The sequence below is a fragment of the Bacillus sp. OV322 genome (assembly GCF_900112495.1).
Classification (GTDB): domain Bacteria; phylum Bacillota; class Bacilli; order Bacillales; family DSM-1321; genus Peribacillus.
Genome location: NZ_FOMA01000004.1, coordinates 445793 through 469926 on the forward strand (window position 1 = coordinate 445793; position 24134 = coordinate 469926).

At 41.9% G+C, this 24134-nt stretch carries 21 protein-coding genes; 4 read left to right on the forward strand and 17 right to left on the reverse strand.

All coding sequences use genetic code 11. The annotated features are described in order from the left end of the window. Positions 1–294: 294 nt before the first annotated feature. The 3 genes from BM126_RS12345 to BM126_RS12355 all read right to left on the reverse strand — a co-directional run bounded on the left by BM126_RS12345 (position 295) and on the right by BM126_RS12355 (position 5023). Positions 295–3093, reverse strand: a complete 2799-nt coding sequence (locus BM126_RS12345; RefSeq protein ID WP_090989851.1) for a DNA translocase FtsK — start codon at positions 3091–3093, stop codon at positions 295–297. Between the two features lie 637 nt (positions 3094–3730). After that, a complete protein-coding gene (locus tag BM126_RS12350) occupies positions 3731–4531 on the reverse strand; it encodes a DUF1444 domain-containing protein (protein ID WP_090989852.1) in 801 nt (266 codons plus the stop codon). 180 nt (positions 4532–4711) lie between these two features. After that, entirely contained in the window at positions 4712–5023 is a 312-nt protein-coding gene (locus tag BM126_RS12355) for a thioredoxin family protein (RefSeq protein ID WP_090989789.1), read from the reverse strand. Positions 5024–5359: 336 nt separating this feature from the next. On the opposite strand from BM126_RS12355, the gene BM126_RS12360 reads away from it, so the two are divergent. After that, positions 5360–7471, forward strand: coding sequence for a methyl-accepting chemotaxis protein (locus tag BM126_RS12360; protein ID WP_090989790.1), 2112 nt, complete (start codon positions 5360–5362; stop codon positions 7469–7471). A gap of 41 nt (positions 7472–7512) precedes the next feature. Here BM126_RS12360 and BM126_RS12365 read toward each other — a convergent pair whose 3' ends face one another. Beyond that, the gene (locus BM126_RS12365; protein WP_090989791.1) at positions 7513–8022 is read right to left on the reverse strand and encodes a DUF84 family protein; all 510 of its coding nucleotides are present in this window, start codon (positions 8020–8022) and stop codon (positions 7513–7515) included. Between the two features lie 140 nt (positions 8023–8162). Then, positions 8163–9236: a M42 family metallopeptidase gene (locus tag BM126_RS12370; protein WP_090989792.1), complete on the reverse strand. Its 1074-nt coding sequence runs from the start codon at positions 9234–9236 to the stop codon at positions 8163–8165. A gap of 174 nt (positions 9237–9410) precedes the next feature. Here BM126_RS12370 and BM126_RS12375 point away from each other — a divergent pair, with 174 nt between their 5' ends. Then, positions 9411–9725 carry a PepSY domain-containing protein gene (locus BM126_RS12375; protein WP_090989793.1) on the forward strand — a complete coding sequence of 105 codons (315 nt, stop codon included), beginning with the start codon at positions 9411–9413 and terminating at the stop codon, positions 9723–9725. A 66-nt stretch (positions 9726–9791) separates the two neighbouring features. Here the strand turns inward: BM126_RS12375 and BM126_RS12380 are convergent, their stop codons facing one another. Together BM126_RS12380 and trmB are read right to left on the reverse strand one after the other, a co-directional pair. Further along, positions 9792–10643 carry a YtnP family quorum-quenching lactonase gene (locus BM126_RS12380; protein WP_090989794.1) on the reverse strand — a complete coding sequence of 284 codons (852 nt, stop codon included), beginning with the start codon at positions 10641–10643 and terminating at the stop codon, positions 9792–9794. Positions 10644–11611: 968 nt separating this feature from the next. After that, positions 11612–12253, reverse strand: a complete 642-nt coding sequence (gene trmB, locus BM126_RS12390; RefSeq protein ID WP_090989796.1) for a tRNA (guanosine(46)-N7)-methyltransferase TrmB — start codon at positions 12251–12253, stop codon at positions 11612–11614. 221 nt (positions 12254–12474) lie between these two features. Between trmB and BM126_RS12395 the strand changes: the two genes are divergently transcribed. After that, entirely contained in the window at positions 12475–12753 is a 279-nt protein-coding gene (locus tag BM126_RS12395) for a YtzH-like family protein (RefSeq protein WP_090989797.1), read from the forward strand. A 9-nt stretch (positions 12754–12762) separates the two neighbouring features. Here BM126_RS12395 and BM126_RS12400 read toward each other — a convergent pair whose 3' ends face one another. The 7 genes from BM126_RS12400 to BM126_RS12435 all read right to left on the reverse strand — a co-directional run bounded on the left by BM126_RS12400 (position 12763) and on the right by BM126_RS12435 (position 20438). Continuing rightward, positions 12763–13536, reverse strand: a complete 774-nt coding sequence (locus BM126_RS12400) for a phosphotransferase family protein (protein ID WP_071352235.1) — start codon at positions 13534–13536, stop codon at positions 12763–12765. 422 nt (positions 13537–13958) lie between these two features. Then, positions 13959–14945 carry a diacylglycerol/lipid kinase family protein gene (locus BM126_RS12410; protein ID WP_177201416.1) on the reverse strand — a complete coding sequence of 329 codons (987 nt, stop codon included), beginning with the start codon at positions 14943–14945 and terminating at the stop codon, positions 13959–13961. Next, a complete protein-coding gene (locus BM126_RS12415; protein WP_090989800.1) occupies positions 14929–15924 on the reverse strand; it encodes a hypothetical protein in 996 nt (331 codons plus the stop codon). The genes BM126_RS12410 and BM126_RS12415 overlap by 17 nt, the downstream gene beginning before the upstream one ends. Before the next feature lie 27 nt (positions 15925–15951). Beyond that, positions 15952–16560, reverse strand: coding sequence for an RNA 2',3'-cyclic phosphodiesterase (thpR, locus tag BM126_RS12420; RefSeq protein WP_090989801.1), 609 nt, complete (start codon positions 16558–16560; stop codon positions 15952–15954). 203 nt (positions 16561–16763) lie between these two features. Next, a complete protein-coding gene (gene dat / locus BM126_RS12425; protein WP_090989802.1) occupies positions 16764–17621 on the reverse strand; it encodes a D-amino-acid transaminase in 858 nt (285 codons plus the stop codon). A 22-nt stretch (positions 17622–17643) separates the two neighbouring features. Then, entirely contained in the window at positions 17644–19056 is a 1413-nt protein-coding gene (pepV, locus tag BM126_RS12430; protein ID WP_090989803.1) for a dipeptidase PepV, read from the reverse strand. Positions 19057–19190: 134 nt separating this feature from the next. Then, positions 19191–20438 carry a DUF445 domain-containing protein gene (locus BM126_RS12435; RefSeq protein WP_090989804.1) on the reverse strand — a complete coding sequence of 416 codons (1248 nt, stop codon included), beginning with the start codon at positions 20436–20438 and terminating at the stop codon, positions 19191–19193. Between the two features lie 511 nt (positions 20439–20949). Between BM126_RS12435 and BM126_RS12440 the strand changes: the two genes are divergently transcribed. Beyond that, positions 20950–21288 (forward strand): YmaF family protein, encoded by a 339-nt coding sequence (locus BM126_RS12440; RefSeq protein ID WP_090989805.1) that lies wholly within the window; start codon positions 20950–20952, stop codon positions 21286–21288. A gap of 302 nt (positions 21289–21590) precedes the next feature. Here the strand turns inward: BM126_RS12440 and lepB are convergent, their stop codons facing one another. The 3 genes from lepB to BM126_RS12450 form a co-directional block, all read right to left on the reverse strand. After that, entirely contained in the window at positions 21591–22136 is a 546-nt protein-coding gene (gene lepB, locus BM126_RS12445; RefSeq protein WP_071350165.1) for a signal peptidase I, read from the reverse strand. Between the two features lie 125 nt (positions 22137–22261). Further along, positions 22262–22717 carry an ankyrin repeat domain-containing protein gene (locus BM126_RS22875; protein ID WP_256213080.1) on the reverse strand — a complete coding sequence of 152 codons (456 nt, stop codon included), beginning with the start codon at positions 22715–22717 and terminating at the stop codon, positions 22262–22264. Continuing rightward, entirely contained in the window at positions 22681–23577 is an 897-nt protein-coding gene (locus tag BM126_RS12450; RefSeq protein WP_256213081.1) for a M48 family metallopeptidase, read from the reverse strand. Before BM126_RS12450 ends, BM126_RS22875 begins: the two co-directional genes overlap by 37 nt. Positions 23578–24134 lie beyond the last annotated feature (557 nt).

The window sequence follows — 24134 nt, forward strand, 5'->3', positions numbered from 1 at the left end:
AAGGATTAATTATACCACCTTTTGATTAAATCAGCCATGTCAGGTGATTCCAGCTGCAATCAAAAAAATCTGCACCCTGCAGAAATTTCCTGCTTATTATTATATACACTAAAACTAAAGTTGTTCAGAGACGTATTTTTTGCTTATATCCTTTAAACCTCGGCCATTCATTTACGCTGCAGGCGCCTGCATTTGCAGGGTTTTGGGAGTCCCCTCACCTCTTTCGGTCCCAGGGGGCTCCCATTATCTGCACTTGTCCAAGGAGTCTCGCTCATTCATTTCTATAACCCGTTTTCAGGAATTAGTTTCCAGAAGAAATTCCAGCTCATCTTCTGAAATTAAGACGTCCCTTGGCCTGCTGCCTCTTGATTCAGATATAACACCTTGCTTTTCCATCATTTCCATCAGTCTTGCAGCACGGTTATATCCTACCCGGAATCTCCTCTGCAGACTCGATGTTGAAGCATTATTCTGATGGACTACAAATTCGCAGGCTTCAAAAAATAATTCATCCGTCTCTTCAGATATCTGCGCTTTATTCAGTAGCTCATCTTGTTCAAATAAGTAATTCGGCTTTTGTTCCCGTTTTACATGATTAACCACTTGGTCAATTTCTTCATCACTGACAAATGTCCCCTGCAGTCTTACTGACTTGGAAGATCCGTTCTCAGCAAAGAGCATGTCTCCCCTTCCCAGCAGCTTTTCAGCTCCGCCGCTGTCAAGAATAGTCCTTGAATCAACCTGTGAAGAAACGGAGAAAGCGATCCGTGTCGGAATATTTGCTTTGATTAGCCCTGTAATGACATCAACGGAAGGACGCTGTGTTGCAACAATCAGATGAATGCCGCATGCCCTGGCCTTTTGTGCAATCCTTGAAATTGCTTCTTCAACATCGGCCGGCGACATCATCATCAAATCGGCAAGCTCATCAATGATTACTACTATATATGGCAGTTTGATGGAATATTGTCCAGCTTTATCTGCATTATCGTTAAAACGGCCTATATCCCGCACCCCTGCATGCACAAACAATTCATACCGCCGCTCCATTTCCTCAACCGCCCATTTTAATGCGGCCGTGGCAGCTTTTACATCCGTGATTACCGGGCTGACAAGATGTGGAATGGAATTATACGGAGCCAGTTCAACCATCTTTGGATCAATTAAAAGCAGTTTAAGCTCCTGCGGTGTAGCTTTATATAATAAGCTGACAAGCATCGTATTAATACATACGCTCTTTCCTGACCCCGTTGCTCCGGCAATCAGCCCGTGAGGCATTTTCCTTAAATCCGTAATGATTGGCTGCCCCGAGATATCAAGGCCAAGCGCAACGCTTAATGGAGAATCATCTTGCTGAAAGGCTTGGCTTTCAAGCACTTCCCTTAAAAATACCGGCTTGCTCTTCCTATTCGGAATTTCAATTCCAATGGTATGTTTTCCAGGTATTGGCGCTTCCATCCGTATATCCTGAGCAGCAAGGCTGAGCTTGATGTCATCCATCAGATTAGTGACTTTGTTGACTTTAACACCTGGCTCAGGCTGAACCTCAAAACGGGTTACGGCAGGACCCTGGGTAACATTTACAACAGCTGCCCGGACATTGAAATTCTTAAGGGTCTCATTAAGCAGCAAGGCCTGCTCATCGAGCCAATACTCATCACTTTCTGCTTCTGCTGCAGGAGTAAGCAAATTGATATCAGGGAAAACATAATAAGGATTTTCTTCCAAAGGACTCTCACGTTCCTGATCTGAATCTCCCATTATTTTTTTCTCCTGCAATACGCCTGCAGGTTCTAACTCATGTTCTTCAGTTATTAGCTCAGTATGGGTATCTTCAGATTCAAAGACAATGTTCATAGGCTTCTCATCGTGATCAATGGCTTCCGCTGCTGATGGGAGAACAGAAGGAACGGCTTCAAAAACCTCCGTCTGTTCTTCCCGCTCTGCTACAGCTGCTGCGGCTTGCTCTATGCTTTCCACTTGCGCATTTGCAGCAATTTTCTGTTCAGGCTCCCGTTCTGCAGCTTGTTTTGCTGCGATTGGGCTAGGGGTTTTTTTTTCAGTAAAGCTGCTAAGGAAATCCAGCTTTTTTTTATCCTGCTTCAGCATGACTACATTAAAAGGAAGATGTTTTTTTGGAGCCTGAATTTCATCAGCTTCCAAACGCCTTGCTTGATCAACCTCTTCTATCGACTGCACCGCTGCCGGTTCTTCTGTTTTTACCGGTAAACTTTCCGTTTCTTCAGGAATGATTGCAGACGATATGCTTTCCTGTACTGCATCCGATTCATAGCCAATTGTATCTTCAGCTGCGGATGGCAATTCGTCTGAAGGCAGCATCATTTCTTGATCGTTCACCGGCACTTCTGGGGCTTCATTTTGTTCTGTATCATTCATAGAAAAGGAAGTCGGCGGAATTTGAGAAACTTCAGCTGCCGTGTTTTCCTGAACAGAAGTTTCATTAACAGGCTGAATAATTAATTCCTCCCGGGCCGATTTTTCAGGATTTTCCACTATTGCTTCTGATTCATCCTTTTTCTTAACTTCCAGGCTGCGAAGATAAGCAGGTACTTCCATGTCGGTATTGGAAGCAAATTTGCTTTTCAGCTCATACTCAATGGCTTCCTCTTTTTTGACAGGCGGTTTTTCTGGCCGCTGTTTGTACCCGTAAATAGGAGAAGGAATTTCGGTTGGCCTGAAGGGAACATTAGATGGAATAATTTTGTTTGATAATTTCTTTTCTGCTGCTGCTTTTGCAAAGCTAGGATTTTTGCTTTCTTCCTTTGGGCTTCTTTCCATGTTAAATGGAGTCTTTCTTTGATCTTTATTAAGTTTTGCTTCCTGTTTATCCTCTATCCCCCGTTCAGGCTTACGTCTTCTGGCCGGTTCGCTTTTTCTTCGCACCTGCTTTTTGACAGGATCTCTCCGGTCTGGAATGACAGGGAATTTAAACTCCCCTTTGGGATATTGAAACAGGATTTTTGTATTTGGCTCCCTCTGATTTCTTGAAGCTTGATCGAAAAGTTTCTTTTCCTTTTGCTTTTGCTTTTCTTTTTCGAGGTTCTGTTCCTCCTGATAAGCTGAAAAATCCATTGTCTTAAGCTTTTCTTCATCAATAGGCTCGTCTATGATTATTTCTTCTATCTCAATAATTTCTTCTTCATCCTGGAACCAATTTTTAATTTTATTTAGCCATTTCAAATCTATCACTCTTTCCACTAGCTTGTCGTTCAATTATTAATTCTAACAGTATTTTTAAAAATATCGAGTAAAAATAAAATAATAGGAAAATATATGGAATCCCCCCTGTACAAAGGAGGGGACTTTTATAACTAAGCTCTTTGAACCCTCCCCTATTAAACCCCTCTTCTATCGTTTATAAACCTCTTTTTTTATTTCGATATAACTTTTTCAAAAGAAATAGGCTATATTTTCATTTGTTTTACATATAAATGCCCCTGCTAAAAGTTATAATTTTAATAATAATAATCCTTTAAAGACTATTTACTATTTAAAAATGAACCCTATGATGCACCTTTTACGAAATGCCCCGAAAATTAGCATACATTAATCCTGGCTTTTACATGGAAAATAAAAAGGCTGCTGACATGCATCAGATCTCCGATGCATGTCAGCAGCTAAAAACTTCCATTAAATAGAGTTTTCCTCGATGAATGATCACCAGGAGGGAAATATTCCCCTGGCGAAGCAACAGGAGGGGTACTAACCATTACTCCTCGCGCTTTTTGTTTCTCCCTAGTATGAATACCGGTTCGAGCCCCTCATCTTCATATAAAAAGGAGAGGGCAGTAATTGGCACATGTCCGCTTGCAAAGAAGCTCATTGCCATTTGGGCAAGAACATCATACCCTGTATCATTTTCTATATCACCGACAATAATTACATCCTGATGGGGAATGGCAACTGTCATTGTCCCCTTCATTTTGCCCTTCATTTCCTTCAGCCACGTTTCATTTAATACCCTGCTTGCATCATACCCATCATTCGTGTTCAAGAAGTAAAAGGTATTGCCTGCCACAGTATCTGATTTCAGGCGAATCGGCAGTGAACGGACATTAAACCTTGCAATCTGGCGGATTTGTTCTTTTTCCCACTTTTCCCGGCTGATCATTTGTTCATCAATCAGCCTGTATGTATTACCAAGGTCTAATGCGTAATACACCCTTGTTTCAGCTGTATGCTCATCAAATAAAAAAGGATTTCCCTCTGAAGCTTCATCCGGAAACGAAGTGGAACGTATGACAGGAAAAATGCTTTTTTCTTTTCCCTTCAAAGAATGCATTTCTCCCATAACGTTCAAGGCTTCATTTACATAATAAACTACTTCATCCGCAGCTTTCTCACCCTCATTCTCCCAATTCGCAATCACCCTTGGAAGATCAATAGTGATACCTTTTTCTGTCAAAGTATTTTCAATCCGAAGAGTATCCTTTTCACTGTTGAAAGCAAAAGTGCGTTCCGGACTATCAAGGCGTTCCTGCAGCAGTTCCGTCATTAATTTGCTGTTCATTTTCATACTCTAACCCCCTTGCCAAAGAAAACTTCATAAATCATAAAAACAGGCTGGCCCGTAATTGTGCCAGCCGCCTATGTTCCCGGACAGGCAAGCATTCCCCCCAGCCATCCAGAGGGTCACTCCCTGCCTGCCAGTATGTCAGCTTACAGCAATTTCTGATGCTGAAGCTCTGCTTTACAGCGATTCAATGAAGTCTTCGATTTGCTCCTGTGTTTTTCGGTCTTTGCTTACAAAGCGGCCAAGTTCCTTGCCGTTATCATAAGCTATGAAACTCGGGATGCCAAACACATCATTGGCTGCGCAAACATCAATAAATTTATCACGGTCAACATGGATAAAGGTATACTCGGAATATTTAGCTTCAATTTCCGGAAGAATCGGATCAATAAAACGGCAATCTCCGCACCATTCTGCAGAAAAAAGGAAAATATGCTTTCCATCATTTTTTAGAACATCATACTGTTCAATCGTTTCGAGATTTTTCATTTGTCTTTCCTCCAGCTATTAAGTAGTGTGCAGCATTTAATATAAAATAATCATATCAAATTAAGATGAATTCAACCAATCATACGCATATGAACAGAAGCTGCCTATGCCTTATTTTTCGCTTTATTGAACCGCAGTGCTTGGGAAAGCCACTGTATCTCCATGCCAGGAGGCAAGTTATAGGGACTGAAAAAAAGTTAAAAATTAAAATATAGTTAATATTTCATAAATTCTATTAGTTTTCCGGAATTCTGTCCGATAAAAAGGGTATATAGTCCCACCGATCCATTACCGGTGCATCAGCTTATCAAAAAAAAACAAAACAGGGAGGACCCAATGAAAACGATCAGAGCCAAGATAAGACTAATAATCTGTATGTCAGTTGCTGGCGCAGTATTATTATCCGCATTCAATATGATTGCCTCCAACACACAAAACGATGTACGCAGCCAGGAAAAAATCCTCAACAAAGCAGTTGGGCAAAGCAAGGATGTAAAGTATGAAATGGCCACCACCCGAAAGTTCGAAAGGCAATATTTGAAGAATCCCCAAATCGCAAGCAGTAAAATAGTGTCACAAAGCATTAACAAAGTGCAATATGAAGCTGCTTCACTTAAGGAGGACTACAAATCAAATCCTAATATCTCTAAGCAATTCAAAGTCATTGAGGAAAGCGCCAAAGCCTACTCAAAAAGCTATGCAAAACTGATCTCTACATATGAAATGATCGGGTACAACGACAGTGAAGGCATTTCCGGACAGATCACCCAGTTTGGAGATGGAATGGAAAAGGCCCTTTCAAAAACCAAAAATAAAAGTCTGGAAGATCAATTCCTTTTTATACGCATGTATGAAAAACAATATCGTAAAACAAATGACCAAGGGGCCTTCAGTGAATACAACACCAGAGTTTCAGACCTGCAAAACAGCCTGAATAGCTCAAGTCTTTCTGCAGCAGTAAAGAAATCCCTTGCACAAAGTCTGCAGAACTATACAAATGCCATGAGCTCTCTCGTTGCCGGATATTTAAAATCAAAAGAATTATCTGTTTCATTTGATTCGACAGGACAGGAAATCGAAAATGCAGCTGCTGAATTAGAAACGATTGTCAGCAAGGAACAGGCAATACTTGACCAGAAGATGCAGGACAAAACAAAAAGTTTCGCCTTTGCTTCACTTGTTATCAGTATCCTGGTTATTATTACTCTTATTACAGTGGGAATTGTACTATTAAGAACGATTCAATCATCTATTGCCGCACTTAAGACAGGTGCTGAAAAAATCGGCAGCGGCAACCTTAATCACCGGGTCATTATGAAAAGAAAAGATGAAATGGTCGCACTTGCAGCAACATTTAATAGGATGGCCGAAATGGTAAGGAACTCCCTGACAGGTGTCAGAAGCTCAGCTGATAAGCTGAATGCCTCCTCACAGCACCTTGCCGCTATTTCAGAAGAAACCTCTGCACAATCCAATCAAGTAAACGTGTCAATTAAACAAGTGGCTGCAGGTGCAACACATCAATCTGCCGAGCTTGAAGAAAGCAACGCAATTATGAAAAGCGTTTCCAGCTCCATTCAGCAAACTGAGCAGGTCAGCCGCGAAATTGCCGCAGAAGCTGAAGAAACGGAAAAAGAAGGCCAGGAAGGACTCAGCACAGTTGAAAGCCTTCAGGAAACATCAGAGCAATTTTTAGGGCTCGCCAATCATTTAACCGTTCAAATCCAGAGTGCTTCAGAAAAATCACGCAGCATATCGGGCATTGTCGGGACAATCCAGGAAATTGCAGAAAATACGGACTTGCTTGCCCTGAACGCAGCCATCGAATCAGCCCGCGCAGGTGATGCAGGCCGAGGTTTTGGCGTAGTGGCCAAGGAAGTAAGAAAGCTTGCTGAACGTTCAAAGAAAGAGGCGCAGTCCATTCAAGATCTTATTCAGACGATGAATAAACAAATGGACAAGCTGATGTCAGAGGCTCAAAAATTCAATGAATATAAAACAGTCCAAAGCAATTCGGTCGCTTATACAAAACAGGCATTCGAAAAAATCGTAGAACACGTAACAAGAATAAGTTCAAAAATCTCCAATGTGCAGCAATCCATCAATTTAGTTCAATCTTCCAACCATACGCTTGCTGAAAAGATGGCTGAAATTTATCTTATTTCTGAACAATCTGCCGGAGCTTCACAGGAGGTCAGTGCTTCAAGCGAAAGCCAGCTATTGGCGATCCATCAAGTCAATGAAGCCGCTTCTGAACTGAGCTTTATTGCTTCTGACCTTCAATCCGTTGTATCTCAATTCGACTTAGATGGAACTGGAGACGCACCTGATAACAAAAAATCTAAAAAAACAAAGAAATCAAAAATGAAGAAGCCGCTTTTTAAAAAACCTGCATTTTTCAAAAGAAAACAAAAGGGAAAAGCTCCGGCAGGCAAAAAAATATCATAAACAGAAAGAGCCCGGGATATTTAGTCCCGGGCTCTTTCTGTTTATGTATACTTACATTCATATTGGCCGATGAGCATGCAGGCAATTTGCTCGAACATTTCGCTTCGTGACAGCCGTTCATTAGTAAAAACCCCAATTGCCCCCTCCTTCTTCCTAATATCAGGCCGTTTTGTATATTCATCCATCAAAGGGCCAAGCTCAGCCCCTTCCTTCAGTCTTTCCGCAATTTTTTCAGGAAGCAAAATCCGTGCGCCTCCTGCTAAAAATACCTCCTGTCCCACAGCCATGGCACCCCAATTGCAGACAAACAACCCGTATTTCGTCTGAACAACGCCTCCTTCAAGGCCAATTCCAATGCTTGCCCCGGAATGATCCCTGCTCGCCTTAGCCCGGTTTATTGCTCCCTCTATCGTTTCCTCATCTGAAAATGGCTGTGCTGCCACTCCTGATGCTGCATCAAGGGATATAATTTCTATATCGATATTCTCATAAGCTTTCTCGACTGCCTTCACCTTTGCAGGATTTTTGCTGCCGACTGCAACCTTTAACATTATTCATCACTCCAGAAACTTAAAAATCAAAAAAAAACGCTAAAGGGAAAATAATAAAGGGGACCATCCTCTAAAAGAAGATTCCCTGAACTGCTTCCATTTAACGCCCTAAATCACTGGCTCATTTTAAAATAAGCTTTTTATCCATTTTGCCTGATGGATTCCACTGTGGACCAGTCACATGCTTTTACAAGCTTGCCAAGGAGCTCTCTTGCTGCTGCATAATCATCAATATGGATTATTGATGCATGTGTATGGATGTACCTTGAACAAATGCCAATCACGCTGCTTGGAACTCCCTCTTTAGAAAGGTGGACTTTTCCAGCATCCGTGCCGCCCGGAGAAACAAAGTACTGGTAAGGGATTCCATTGGATTCTGCCGTGTCGAGAATAAATTCCCTCATTCCTTTATGTGTAACCATAGATCTGTCTAGAATTCGAAGGAGCGGACCTTTACCCAGCTGGCCAAACTCAGTTTTGCTGCCTGACATATCATTTGCAGGGCTTGCATCAAGCGCAAAGAAAATATCAGGGCTAATCATATAGGAAGCAGTCTGGGCCCCTCTCAGACCGACTTCTTCCTGTACAGTCGCACCGGAGAATAAAAGATTCGGAAGAGTTTCATCCTTCAGATCCTTTAGCAATTCAATCGCCAGGCCGCAGCCATACCGGTTATCCCACGCTTTTGCCATGATCTTTTTTTCATTTGCCATAGGTGTAAACGGACAAATCGGTACAATAGCCTGTCCGGGCTTAATGCCAAGCCGTTTTACATCCTCCTGGTCATCTGCACCAATATCAATCATCATATTCTTGATTTCCATTGGCTTTGAACGCTGATGTTCTTCAAGGAGATGCGGAGGAATCGATCCAATCACCCCGATTACGGGACCGTTGTCTGTGATGATTTCCACTCTTTGAGCAAGCATGACCTGGCTCCACCACCCGCCGATTGGCTGAAAGCGGATCATGCCATTTTCTGTGAAGGAAGTAACCATAAAGCCCACTTCATCCATATGGCCTGCTACCATTACTTTAGGGCCGCTGGCATCACCTTTTTTTACGCCAAAAATACTGCCGAGTTTATCCTGTATAATTTCATCACTGTATTTTTCCAGTTCAGAACGCATAAACTTCCTGACTTGATGCTCATTGCCGGCAATTCCCGGAAGCTCAGTCAAGGTTTTAAACATTGATAAGGTTTCTTGATCCATTTCCTCTACCCCTTACTATCAACTTATTATGTACGTATCCATTTTACAGAAAATTAAAGCTACTTTCCATTTAAAATCTTCTGCTTTCCCCTCTATGATGTTTCAATAAGTAGGAATTCATAACATATTTCTGTATACTTAGGAGAGATTCATCTAAAATCGGAGGGGAACAATATGAATTGGAAATCTTTATTTGCAGGTGCAGCCGCAGGGTTTGCAGCAGGATTCGCTGTTAAACAGATATTGAATGAATCAGGGCAGCCTTCACCAGAAAAGGTTTTGTCGAATGTGAAGAATTTTGTCAAAAAAGATGGAAAGATTTATGGAGCCTGGATTTTGATGAAGCCTGAAGCTTATGAAAAATTTAATCTGGACTATACAGTTTATAAAGGCGGCATTACAAGGCATGTAGACGGCAGCCAGGAGCAGTTTGAATTTGTTGCTGATGCCGAAACTGGAACCGTGCTTGACCTTATCCCAAAAAGCTGAAAGTTATGGCTCTTATGCCCGGCGGTTAATAGCCAGGCAATAAGAGCTATATTTTTTCCAGCCTTATTATGCCTTGCGGTCCCTTTTTACAGCTTCCTGAATTTCCTTCCCGCTTTTGTCCCACTTAACAGCACGGTAGATTGCATCATGATAAAAACTGTACCAGACTTCATTCTCAAGTCCATGCCCCATCCACTTTTGCTTTTGGAAGACCGAATCCATTGGATAGTCATCAAAGGCAAGCACCCATAAAACGTTAGCATGGGCGTGGGTCGGCATTAGATCTGCCATATGAATCAGCTGGTCTCCCCCGCTTTCCATCAAAATGACACTGTGTCCGTCACTATGCCCGCCTGTATGAACCATTTTTATTCCTTCTGTGATAACCTTTTCATCCTGAAAAGGAATGACAGAATCGCTGATTGCCATCCAGTTTTCCTGCCAATATGTATTTCGTGAACGAATATTGGGATTTCTCATTTCATCCCATTCAACCTGCGAAGTGATAATTTTTGCCTTTTTAAAAACAGGGACCCATTCATCTCCCTCTCGTTTGGTAAGACCGCATGCATGATCAAAATGCAGATGGGTCATCAGCACATAATCAATATCATCTTCACTTAAACCCAGACTGCCCAAACCTTCCGCCAAGCGTGACTCCTCCGTTACCCCATAATTCCTGCGCTGTTTTTCAGAAAGCTTTCCGCTGCCGATTCCCGAATCGATCAGCAAATTAAGGCCATTCGCCTGCACCAAAATAGGATCAGTCCTTAATTCAATCTGATTATTTGCATTATGAGGATACTTTTTGGACCAGAGCGGTTTTGGGACTACGCCAAACATCGCCCCGCCATCAAGATTTGTAACCCCGCCATCCAGCCAAGTTAAAGTAATATCACCAATTTGAAGCGTTTCCATAACCATCCCCCTTTTACCCCAGTCTACCATTAATGATTAACAATTAAAAATATTTAAAAAAGAGGGAGATTCTGTATAGACCGTGAAGTGAATAGGGTTTTGGACTTGGAGGCGCTCTTTCCCTCTGAGACCAAAGCCTCTTTTGAACAGCGGGCTAGGTGCTGGAGCTGGATAAAAAAGCAGAATCGCTTGTACAGCCTCTTCTTGCATAAGGAAATCCAATAAAAAGACTATGTAAAAGGTAAAGGCTGGTTTTTCAAAAGGCCTCTCTGAACTGTAAAATTATGTTAAAATATGATTAATTTAATGAAATGTTTGTTAATTAAAATGGGGTGGAGTATGAGTGAACGATTCGAACTAAGTTTTAAAAATAATGAAGTTAGAATGTGGTTTTATATTACAGTGCCAGCTTTTATTATAGGAATCTTATTTCTGTTTATCGGGGGCCTTACCTATAATTATGTTCTATGCGTATTGTTAGTAATTGCATTGATTACCTTTTATACGTGGCGCTATCTTTACAGGAGGAAACAGAAGGGAAAAACAAATTAACCCTTTTTAAGCACAAAGGTTGCGTTATGACAATAGTTGAGACGCTTTTTCACTAACGGGGTGCTTTAGTAAAAAATGGAATAAAACACCCCAGCACATGTAAAAGGTGAATAATCTTAAATATGCACTTTTCTTAAAGATTGTTGTATTTTAATGAATCTTTGAGGCGATTCCGTTGTTAAGCCAGGTTGATTGGAGCGTAAGGTGCGAGACTCCTGCGGGATTAGCGGGAAGGTGAGACCCCGCAGGCGCAGCCGAGGAGGCTCACCGCTTGCGTGGAAAGCGAGCATCCTGGAGCGGAAATCAGCCACCTTGTTCCATAGCAGCAAAGTTTAAGGAAATCGCCTTTAAATAACATAGCCAATAAAAAGCTCCCATACAGGTTGATTAACCTGTATGGGAGCTTTTCTTCACGATCAATTGTTAAATGCTGCTTCAAGCCTGTAGATCCGGCTGCCTTTACTTGAGAACTTTTCTTCATATTCAGTCATGATATTTCCTTCATAATCGCTGTTATGAAGATCCAGACTGATGAATGTCAGAAGCATTCCATACTGTGAAATGCTTAACAGCGAGGATTCGAATAATCCCTGATTATCTGTCTTAAAGTGTATTTCTCCTTTTTCCGGAAGAATATCTTCGTATACGGAAAGAAAGGATGAGTGGGTCAGGCGCCTTTTAGCATGGCGAGTTTTTGGCCAAGGATCCGAAAAGTTGAGATATACCCGCGAAACTTCGCCCTTTGCAAAACATTTCTGCAATTCAGCTGCATTTTCTACCATCAGCTTCAGGTTAGGCAATTCTTCTTCAATCAAAAGATCCAGAGCTGTCACCAGCACATTCCGGTTTAGCTCTATCCCGAGAAAATTCACATCAGGATGCGCCTTTGCCATTTCCGTGATAAAACGCCCTTTACCCGTTCCTACCTCTATATAAAGCGGATTATTATTTCCAAATACTTCGTGCCACTTTCCTTTATGGCTTTCTGCCTGCTGAATCATGTATTGAGGAAAATCGTTCATTCTGCTTTCAGCCCAGGGCTTATTTCTTACACGCATGATGACACCCCTATATATTTATTTCGTTCAAACCATACCATGACAGCAGGGCTTTTCGCAAGCATGATTTTATAATCGGCAAGAAAAGAACAGCAGCTTGATAATAAAACCAGATCACTAAAAAGACCGCCCGGGAATGGACGGCACACAAAATAATTTCCAGTATAATCTTTTAGGGAGATAAGCACCCTACAGATAAACTCATAAAGGGGGTATCATGCATGCCGCTTTCCCATGAACATCAAGTTTCTCTTTTAAAGGATATATTGAACAATCACCAAAGCGATTGCTGCGGTTCAATTTCAGAGTGCGAACAGGTCGAACGCCTTGTTAAATCATTGATGGTCAATATGGATGTCCACCAAAATGTAAAAAATGTATTGGAAGAAATATACCGGTACAGCCAGGGCGGAATCAACTCCGGCGATTTAGATGAGCATATCACTTCCCATAAAGGACAATTGACTCAATGGGTGGATGATATAGGGGAATATTCGTGACAGCAGGCTTTACAGAATGGTTTTCAGCTTGCTGATAACACGCTCCATTTCTTCCAGGCGATTTTTCGATTTATGCCATTGTATAGAAGCTATTGCCTGTGAAATCACATGCCACTTCATCCGGATTTCAAGCCCTGCATCAAGAGTCATGCCATAGCGTTCAAGCCATGATTCCCAGTCATCTCTAGGGACATAAGAATAAAGCAGTGTACCTAAGTCAATGGCTGGATCAGCTATCATAGCCCCATCCCAGTCAATCAGGTATAGTTCATCTGTTTCCGTATACAGCCAGTTGTTATGGTTAACGTCGCAATGGCAGACGACATTTTCATCGCATTCTATCAGCAGCAGATGACTGCGCAAAAAATCCATTCCCTGAACAACTTCAGGGATTTTTTTTATTTCATCATCCAAGCTGCATTCAATTTGCGAAAAAATGCTTTCAGGTCTTAAAGGAGATTTGCCAAGCCTTTTCAGCATGCTCAATAAAGGTTTGGACTGATGGATTTTCCGTAGCAGCTTCGCAACCTGCTCTTCATTCATTTCCTGATGGGAAAGCTCCCTTCCGTCTAACCAGTGCTGTGCTGTTATGACGTCCCCATTTTCCAGCCGCCGGGTCCATATCAGCTTAGGCACAATTCCTTCAGCGGACAGAACGGCTAAAAACGGTGAGGAATTGCGTTTAAGAAAAAGCTTTTGTTCATTATTAATAGCAATGAAGGCTTCTCCTGTAGCTCCTCCAGCAGGAAATATATCCCACTCCTGACCTAATAAATGTTCCAAATGGTTCACCTTCAATTTCCTCACTTTATAACCCCTGGTGTTAAAGAAACGGCGGTAGCGCCCCGGTTCACCAAAAAAAGGCTGGACGCCTTGCCAAATACAAATATTTATTATAACAAATCAGCTTCTAAAATCGAAATCACACGATCAATCCGATATATGCTCTGCCAAAACAGCAGTGAGCAAAAACAACTTTGGAAACTATGTATGGCTAAAATGGAATATAAAGTTTTTTAAAATAATGATTAAAATGAAAAAAGACAGCTATTTGGCAATAGGACAATAGCTATCATATAAATTTTAGTTGAAAAGATGATTATACGTCAAGTAGTATAATTTGAAATTAACGTTTAAAATCAATAGTAAAATATACCTAATCAAGATAATAGCTGGTATTTCACGTTTATACAATTTAAATTTCTTTATGCTTCTTCATTCTTTTTCAGCGCTTTTTTTGCCAATACAGAAATTTGGTCAGAAGCAAGCGACACTGAAAGCTCTTTTGTGCCAATGATTTCTCCGTCTGCCTGAATCAGCGAATCCTGAGCGGAGCGGATAGTCATTGTTTCCCCAGTAAATGATTCCACGTTTTTCAGTTTCAAATGGCCGCCCCAAAAAACGGTTATAAAAATAAAAAGCAGCTTTATATGGGAAAGATCATGAACAGCAAGAATGTTGAGCTGCCTGTCATAGGGTGAGGCATGCGGTGAAATCTTAATCCCTCCGCCAAAGTATGGCTGATTGGCTGCCACAACAAACCACACGCGCCTGAAGGAATAATGTTTTCCATCTATAATTACTTCCATATCCGCTCTTTTATATGTAAATAACTTTTTTATAAATGTGATAAGATAAATTAATTTTCCGGCTTTCAGGGCATTGAACCGCTTCTTCCAGAGAGAATGCTCGGCTTCATAGGTGATTTCAGCATCAAACCCAATACCAATGCTATTGACAAAAAAACCATGCTTGCTGCCCGTTTCAAATACTCCTGCATCTATTCTGCAGGAAGGAAGCGCCGCACTCTCCAAAAGAAGCTTCATTACTTCTTTTGCACTTGCTGTTTGCTGTATCCCTCTGGAAAAGTCATTCCCTGATCCTGCAGGCACACAGCCAACCATTGCATGATCAAGGCCTGCTGCTGCATGGATAACTTCATGCAGAGTCCCGTCTCCGCCTACTGCAATTACCCATGTCTTTTCTTTGTTTTCCATCCATATCTTACGGGCAAGCTCAAGTGCATGGCCTTTTCTTTCAGTAAAATAATAATGATAAGGAACTCCTTTTGCCTGCAGAATGCCCTCAACTTCCTCCCACACCTTCTTGCTTCCCTTATTCCGGGCCTCCGGGTTAATAATGAAGAAAAACGGCTTTAATAGATCTGTCCTAAGCTTAAGTGGTTGATTCATCATGTCTGGTCTCCTGCGTTTCCTGATTCCATTCTTGTCTTCTGCTGGAGGTTGTCTGGCAGTATTCAAGCAGGGCCTGTGCCGCCTTCAGCTGCTGATGCTTTAATGGTGTCTGCGAGCTTCTCATACGCTTGAACCAATCTGGAAAGTGCCGTTTATCCAGCAGCTGTACATCAAATGGAGACAGAGGATAATCAATGTAACCATTTCTTGAAAGAATAGCTTTTTTAACAGGAAGAGTAACCTCATAAAGTGATAGTATCCCAGAAACAATCTGTTCCATCCGCTTTATAGAAAGCATGGGATTCAGCACCTTTTTATCCGGATGAATATGATGCCTTTTCATCCAGAAGCGTTCATTGGACCCTTCAAAAGCAGCATCCTCTTCACCCTCAAGGAAAGAGAGGCACCAAACTTCAGTAGGGGTAATCAAAATGCATTCAGCTTCTACTGGCGCATTTTTCAATAGAAAGATAGGCTTATATAAAACTAGGCATGTATCCGGAAAACGCTGCAGAAAAAAACGAAGCTTTTCATCAAGGATAAAGCCTTGGTCGATGAAAGACTTTTCATAAAGGGTTGAACTCCCCCACTTCATCTGAAAACGGAGAAGCTGATTGAGAAATGTCTGCTTAAGCTCATCGAGGCTTTCTGGCCGTGCAGGAATGTGAAGGGAAAACACATTGACGTTTTCCGGGGCAGTCCCCGCCTGTTCCTCCACTTGTTCATCCTTCCTATCGTTTCTGGCAAACATATTTTTCATTTTTGACAGTATTCCTGTCTTTTCAGAAATGTACAGCTCGTCATCTTCCTCAGAGTAGCCGGTTCCTCCATAATGCTTCTCAAGCTCGCCAGCTAGATAGGCTGCCTTCACCTTCTCCCATTGCTGCTGTTTCAGGCGTACGAATTGTATAGGGTATCGGTAAATATCTTGTTCATATCTTGAAATATAATCCTGTAATTTTATGAGCTGGCCCAAAAGGTCACCACCCGTTCTTGTTATTCGCTAAATCAATTCTATTCTTACAATCGGCTCATAAGAAGGCATTTCGCCTATATGTGATTGGTAAAGTGTAATACCAGATGCCCGAAAGCGGTGCTGGCTTTCTGAGTTTGCTGTTTTATCGATTTTCTCCAAAGAAAAGGGTGAATCGCCAGCATATCTCCGTGCAATGGTAATATGCGGCTTAAAGGGCTTCTTATCAAGCTGAAATCCTGCTTTCAGACATGCCTGGAACACTTTCTGCTGAATATGAAGAAGGCGTTCCTCCCGCTCGACACCAGCCCAGAGAATCCTGGGTGAATGGTCTTGCCCAAATAGGCCGATTTCACTGATGGCCAGTTCAAATCCCTTTTCATTTTCCAGCTCCTGCCCAGCCAGCTGCAGGGCAAGATTCCTCATGTCATGTGGAGCATCGCCAAGAAAAGCCAGGGTAATATGATAATCCTCTCTATGCAGCCACTTTTTAAATGCAAACTCCTCTTTGATACGGCTGGCCTGCTGGCTGATAAATGATTTGGTTTCGTCCGGCAATGATAACGCAAAGAAGAAGTGATTTTGATAAGCCATGGTCTTTTTCCCTTCCTTTTCCTTTTTTATTTTATCATAAACCAATCATGAACTCTTTATCCTCCCGGACAACACAGCCTTTTTCCTAAAGCAAAGAAAAACCCCCCCTTAAAGCCGAAGCCCGTCTTCCTGAATCGGGCCTTGACATGGTAAAAGGAGGGTCTCTTTTTATGGCTGTTTTCGTAAACTTTGCTGCTATGGAATTAGATGGCTGATTTCAGTACCGTGCAGAATTAAAGCCTGTGTAATCAGCGTGCAAGCGAGCCGCATTGCCTCTCAATTTCTTCTTCAAAAAGCTGCTGCAATTTTGCGGTTATCTTGCCTATTTTTCCGCTGCCGATTGCTTTGCCGTTAATTTCCGCAACAGGGGCAACCTCAATTGTTGTTCCAGTAAGGAATACCTCATCAGCATTCAGCAGTTCTTCTAGTGTAAAAGGCTTTTCTTCAAAGGGAATTCCATTTTCCTTGCATAGCTTCAGCATAACCTGCCGTGAAATTCCATTTAATATGAAATTATCGGAAGGGTGCGTCAAGACCGTACCATTGCTAACAATAGAGACATTCGAGGAGCTTCCCTCTGTCACTCTTCCGCTGCGATGCAGGATCGCTTCAAAACAGCCGGATTCGGATGCCTTTTGTTTAGCAAGGATGTTGCCGAGCAGATTTAAGCTTTTAATATCACAGCGCAGCCATCGGATATCATCTTCTGTTAAGACCTTTACGCCAGCAGCTGCCTTGCCTTTATATTCAACGTTTTTTGTATAAGCGATATAAACCGGATTTGTTTCAGGGCCAGGAAAAGCATGGTTCCTTGGCGATACGCCTCTGGTGAATTGCATATATAAAGTACCAAACTCTATACCATCTTCTTTGATAAGCCTGTTTAGCTGTTCCGCCATCTCAGCAACTGTATAAGGAACAGAAATCCTGATTTTTTTTGCGCTATCAAGAAGGCGTGTTAAATGTTCTTCTGCAGCAAACATGGTTCCATTATAGATCCTGATGACTTCGTATATTCCATCCCCAAACTGATATCCCCGGTCATCCACATCAAGCCTGATTTCTTTCCGTTCCTTGATTTCCCCGTTTAAAATCATTTTCCCCATCCCAATGATTCCCCCTTTTACATTACTTTGCTAGTTCATAAATTGCATGAGCATAAATTGCTGCTGCTTTTAACATATCTTCAATAACAATGTATTCGTCCTTTTGGTGGGCAATATCCTCGCTTCCCGGAAATAACGGCCCAAATGCCACTCCTTCTTTTAACGAGCGGGCATAGGTGCCCCCGCCAATGGAAAATAAGTCTGCTTTTTCTCCAGTTTCCTCTTCATACACCTTTTGCAGCGTTTGAACCAGGAAGCTGTCACTCTCCACATGATGCGGAACAGAGTTTGAAAGTGTTTCAGTATACAAATTAAGTCCGCTTAGCAATTCATCCAGCTTTTGCTTTCCCTCTTCCCATTGATAGGTAACAGGATAGCGCATAGTGAAACCGATTTGTCCGCCTTCAAGTATATTGTAAGACAATTTTCCGGCATTCATTGTCAGGTCCCCGGTAATATCATCAGAAAATGCAATGCCAAGTTTGTTTCCTCGTGAGTCACCGAAAAGGTATTCTTTCACGAAAGTAAAATATTCCTTCGCATGCTGCGGCATTTCCAAATCCGCTAAAAAGGACGCCAGATGCAGGCCTGCATTCACGCCATTATTAGGCTCCATGCCATGTGCGGAAACTCCTTCAAGCTCCAAAACTGCAATATCCTCTTCAAAGACTGCTTTTCCTTTTAGAGAGTGTTTGCTTAAGTATTGATTAAACTTTTTAGTAATTTCAACAGCATGTTCTCCCTTTAGTCTTGCGAATGCATGGTCAGGCACCATATTCATTCTGCGTCCTGATGAAAATTCAATCAATTCCGCCCCAGCCTGTTTTTCCTCAGCAAGTGCAGGCTTTTGCTTAATATAAAAATCCCAGATTCCTTTTTCGGCATTTATAATCGGAAAATCCGCATCCGGTGCAAAACCGAGAGTCGGCATCTCTTCCGTCTGGAAATACCTGTCCACACATCTCCATTGTGATTCCTCATCCGTCCCGATAATCATCCTGATACGCTTATTTAAAGGCAGGCCGAGTTCTTTAACAACTTTCATGGCATAATAAGCGGCCATTGTCGGCCCTTTGTCGTCGATGGCCCCGCGGGCAAATAGTTTGCCGTCCCTTACTTCTCCTCCAAAGGGATCGGAGCTCCATCCGTCACCCTCTGGTACAACATCCACATGGCAAAGAATGCCTACAAGCTCTTCTCCCTGTCCCATTTCGATGTGGCCTGCCACGTTATCCGTGTTTTTTACAGCAAAACCGTCTTTCTCTCCCAATTGAAGCATATAATCGAGGGCTTCTCTGACGCCCTGCCCGAATGGAGCTTCGGGTAAAGGATTTTCCTCATCCAGTACACTTTTGATTTTCAGCAGGTTTTGCGCATCTGCCAATAATTCGATTTTTCTTCTTTCAATTTCACTTCTCCAATTAATTTCAGCCATATATCAGCACTCCCTATTTTTTATTCTTTCATTTTTAAATAGAATCTTTTAATCTTTTCTGTTCATTGCTGCAGATGGCCAATAACCGCACCAGTCAGCAATTGGCCAAATCTCCCTTCACCAGAGGCAGGCATTTAAAAAATCAATTTTAATCCGGCTAAAAGAAGGCCTATGATAAATCCGCAGATGGCTCCATTTACACGGATCCATTGCAGATCTTTCCCGACGTTGTTTTCTATCATATCAATCAAGGTTTTATCATCAAGCTTATCAAGGTTTTCCTTAACGAGCTTCCCAATCTTATTATGATTGGCTTCTATCGCCGCGACAATTTGTTTTTGGACCCAAAGCTCAATTTTAATCATTGTTTCAGGATTACTCTTCAATGAGTTGATTCCGTTTTGAATAACAGGAAGCACATACGTTTCAACCGTTTCAGGTTTTTCGGCGAATGCAAGGAGTTTGTCCTGGACGCCTGCAAGCAAATCTGTAATGGGTCCTTCAGCAGAAATGCCGCTTACAGCAGACTTTTTCCAAGTTTCCAGCCTGCCGAGCACGTCTTCATTAGAACTGACTTTAATTAAATTTACACGGATAGCAGCAAGGATTTTCACCCTGTTTGGATGTTCTTTTTGAAGAACATTGTAAATCTCATTAAGCGCAAACTCCTGGACCACCCGTCCGATTTTCTCTTCATCAAGCATGCTAAGGACGGACTTTACAGCTATTTTCATAAATCCTTCCCATTCTTTATTCTGAAGGGCCGTCATAATCACATGCCCCATCTGAAACTTGGAGGATTCCTTTTCAGTCCATTTCGCGACAGAATGCAGGGTATAATCAAGCACTTTTTCATCTGCCTTATTGCCAATGACCGCGTTCGCCAAAAATTCAACAGCAGGCTTTAAATCGAAATCAGAGGCATAACTCTTCAATTCCCTTTCTATTAGCGGTGCTATTTTCTCAGGGCTGATTTTTTTAACCGCAGTAATCAGGAATGACTGAAGAGCCTTTTTCACTGTGCTTGTATAAAGCTGCTTTTCTGTAAGGCCGATTGCTTTTTCAGTTAAGCTGATGCCTGAAAGCTTATTAATGATGCTTTCCTTTGTAAGCCAATCATTTTCAATCAGACTGATCAGCTTACTGATAATCGTTTTTCTGTTTTTTGGCAGTAATGCTGTATGAGGGATAGGCAGTCCAAATGGCCTCCTGAATAAAGCTGTTACTGCAAACCAGTCGGCAAGTCCCCCGACGAGGCCGGCTTCAAAACCGCTTTGGGCAATTCGCCCGATCAGCGAGCCTTCTGCGGGGATTGTACCAATGAAGCCCGCACCCATTACTGCAAGCGAAATTCCTGCTAAATACTTGGATTGTAGTGACATGATCTTCTCCATTTCCAGTTATACGCACTTCTATTAATAAAGGCGTTTTTTATCCATTTTTCATTATTTATAACATGTGCTCTATATCTTCGCAAATATACGCTGCAGAGCTGATCGCATCCGATTGGACGAATCATGATACAGACAGTACCCGATTCTATGCCCGCTCATACAGGAATAATAGTCTTTACCCTGATTTTATCAAAGAAAGCCAGCAATAGCGAAAGAGATGGGAATTTTAACTTAAAGTTTGAGAAAAAAAGAGGAGAACATGAAAACGGGGATAGAAACCCGGCCGTCACGCACTTAAAATGACAAGCTAACGCCAGCCGGGAATTTACATGATTATAATTTGTGAAACGCTTTCCATGTCAAGGCAAATAGCCGTTTAATTATTTTGCCGCATCAATCCTTCTGAACAGCTGCGGGATTTCACTGCCAATTAAAAGGGGATAAATCATGCAAAAATTCATATATTTTATAAAACCCATTGAAAGAGAGGCATTTTACCATGAAAAATATTAGTAAAGATGACTTTGTATCTGGTTTTGTCCCGCACCATAATCACGGTTCGGTGGATTATACTTCAATGAGTGACGGACATGTTCACCAGTGCCTTGATATTACGTCCCCTCCTATACAATCAGAGGAAGGCGGCCACTATCATTTCACTGAAGGATATGTCTTATTTGAAGACGGCCACAATCATTATTATAAAGCATACTCCGGGCCTGCCATTCCTGTTGGAAATGGAATGCACGTTCATTATTACGATTTTTATACAACTGAGGAAAATCATCACCGTCATCATGTCAAGGGAGTGGATCAGCCAGCACCCGGCACAGAATAAAGGCAGTATGCAAAATTTTAAGAAAGGCTCTTTTCTTAAAGATTGTTGTTGTTTAATAGGTTCTGTGAAGAGATCCCGTTGTTAAACCAGGTTGATTGGAGTGTAAGGTGCGAGACTCCTATGGGATTAGCGGGAAGGTGAGACCCCGCAGGCAAAGCCGAGAAGGCTCACCGCCCGCCCCGCGGAAAGCGAGCACCCTGGAGCGGAAATCAGCCCCTTGTTCCATAGCAGCAAAGTTTAAGAAAGCCTTAAGAAAAGAGCCAAACAAAAAGACGCCTGGTTCGCTCCGGCGTCTTCTTAGTTTAGTTTACAGTTTTAATTTCTTTAATTGGCCAATACACAAGACCTGCCTTGCCGACTATTTTATCCACGGATATCGTGCCGATTTCACGGCTGTCCATGCTGTTTTGGCGGTTATCCCCCATCACAAAAAGCTGGCCTTTTGGTACTGTGGTGCTGCCTGTAACATCTTCTAGGCTAAAATCTGCCGTTAACGGCTCGCCTGACATCTGTTTCTTATATTTATCAAGATATGGCTCTTTGTATTTCTTTCCGTTCACATAAAGGGTGTCATTACGGTATTCGATATGATCTCCAGGCAGCCCGATTACCCTCTTGATGAAGTCCTTTTCCTTGGTTGCATGAAAAACGACTATATCAAACCGGCTGATATCATTGATTTTAGTCCCGAACTTATTAAGTACGATACGCTCATGGTCCTGCAATGTAGGCATCATGGATTCTCCATCCACTACAATAGGAGCAAAAATATAGGTTCTGATGACAAAAGCCAAAATTACTGCAATAGCAAGTGCTTTAACCCATGAAAAAATCTCTTTACTCTTCATTCAAGCCCCTCTTTTTCCTGTTTTTTTCAAAATTTATTATATCACAGATTATGCCTTGGGCCAGAATATAATATACCGGCGTATTCAAGAGAAACATATTTGGCTGCAAAAAAGATATCCTATTCCTAAATATCGCTTTGTTTTTTTATATGGCTATTTTTCTTTGATAACAAGCTCTGCAGCTGTTCATTTTCATTTTCCAGAGCGTAGTCATATGCGGTGAATCCTTCATCATCCTCATAGGAAGGGTCCGCACCTGCTTGAATCAGCAATTCTGCCATTTCAGATGAATCATTGGAAACAGCATTAATAAGCGGAGTGGCTCTCCATGAGTCTATTGAATTCACATTTGCGCCATGTTCTAAAAGGAACTTAGCAGCCGCCCTATTCTCGTTGCTTACAGCCCATTGAAGAGCTGTAAAGCCTTCATTGTCTTTCTCCTCCAAATTTGCACCGCCGGCAAGAAGCTCTCTCAGTTTTTCTGTATCATTAGAAGAGGCAGCCTCCATAAGGGAGGTGTATCCTTGAACCTCGCCTGCCTCGTCTAAAAAGTATCCAGCACACCCGATTTCACCGCCCATGTTCCAATTCCAGCAGCGGCCGCTATAATCAAAATGCCGATCATTGATGCAGCAGCAAGGCCCAGCATTACTGATTTTTTCTTTTCTTTCACTAACGGCTTTTGTTCCGGATCAAACCAGTTATCAAGAGAATTTATCCGTTTTGGCAAGTCTGGATGAGTGGAAAGCTTTTCACTCATCCAGGCGAAAAATCCGGACTCTTCCCGAATTTGTTCAATATATGCTTCTTTATTAACTTGCGGAGCCAGTTTCTTCCCTATTGCAAGCATGGCCAAAGCTTCCTTAGACGCTTCGGAATTATTCACATAAAAAGCTGCATAGCGGTCACAGGTGTATTCACAAGCCCTTAAATACGCTTCACTCAGCAGCGGCACAAACATAGATGGAAGTAATAATGTATGCACTAAAACATGGCGCCTCTTTAAATGGGCAAATTCATGTGCGAGAACAAAGAGCAGCTGATCTTCCCTCTCATCTGACAAATCAAATATCTCCGAGTAAATGACCACCATATTCTTCCCGAAGAAACGCGATGCGAAGGCATTTAAAATACCTGATGATTCCATCACATAAATAGATGGAATCGCGGCCAGCCCCATTTCAGCAGCCAGTATTTCCGCCTTTTCATAAATATGCGGAAATTGATTTTTACTGACCCTTACTCCATTCCGGCGGATGGATGCCATGGACAGAGAGTGGGCAAGAAAAGAAAAAATCATTATTATCAAGCTGATGGCAATACCAATCACCGAGAAGAATAACAAAATGTAACTAATAATGCCGATGAATGCAGTAATTGCAAAATAGAGGTTTTCTTTATTGTGCACAAGACGGTTCCTGAGCGCTTCTCTTCCTATCAATCTATAAGTCCCTCCTGATTTCTTTTGAAAAATAATTCCATAAATTACACAGAACATGTAAATTATACACAATTACATATTTTAAACCTATATGTATATTTTTCCTTTTAGAGGTATTAAAAACCATAGATACCTGCATATAGATATAGTCCCAATTAAAAAATTTAATATTTCGTTAATTTAATGCAAACTTGTAGAATTTCCATTTATAAAGAGGTAAAATATAGGCAAATGACATCTTGTCTTTTCATAAGGCTCATTTCTTAAAGATTGTTGTTTTTTTATTTGTTATGTGAGGCGTTCCCATTGTCAAGTCAGGTTGATTGGAGCGTAAGGTGCGAGACTCCTGCTGGATGAACAGAACAGGTGAGACCTAAGCAGGCGCAGCCGAGGAGGCTCACCGCTTGCGTGGAAAGCGAGCATCCTGGAGCGGAAATCAGCCACCTTGTTTCATAGCAGCAAAGTTTACGAAAACAGCCTTTCATAAAATGTTTCACAGGAGGTCCAAAGTGGTATAGCAAGTACATAGCGGCTGCTGAAATGCTGCCCTGAATATC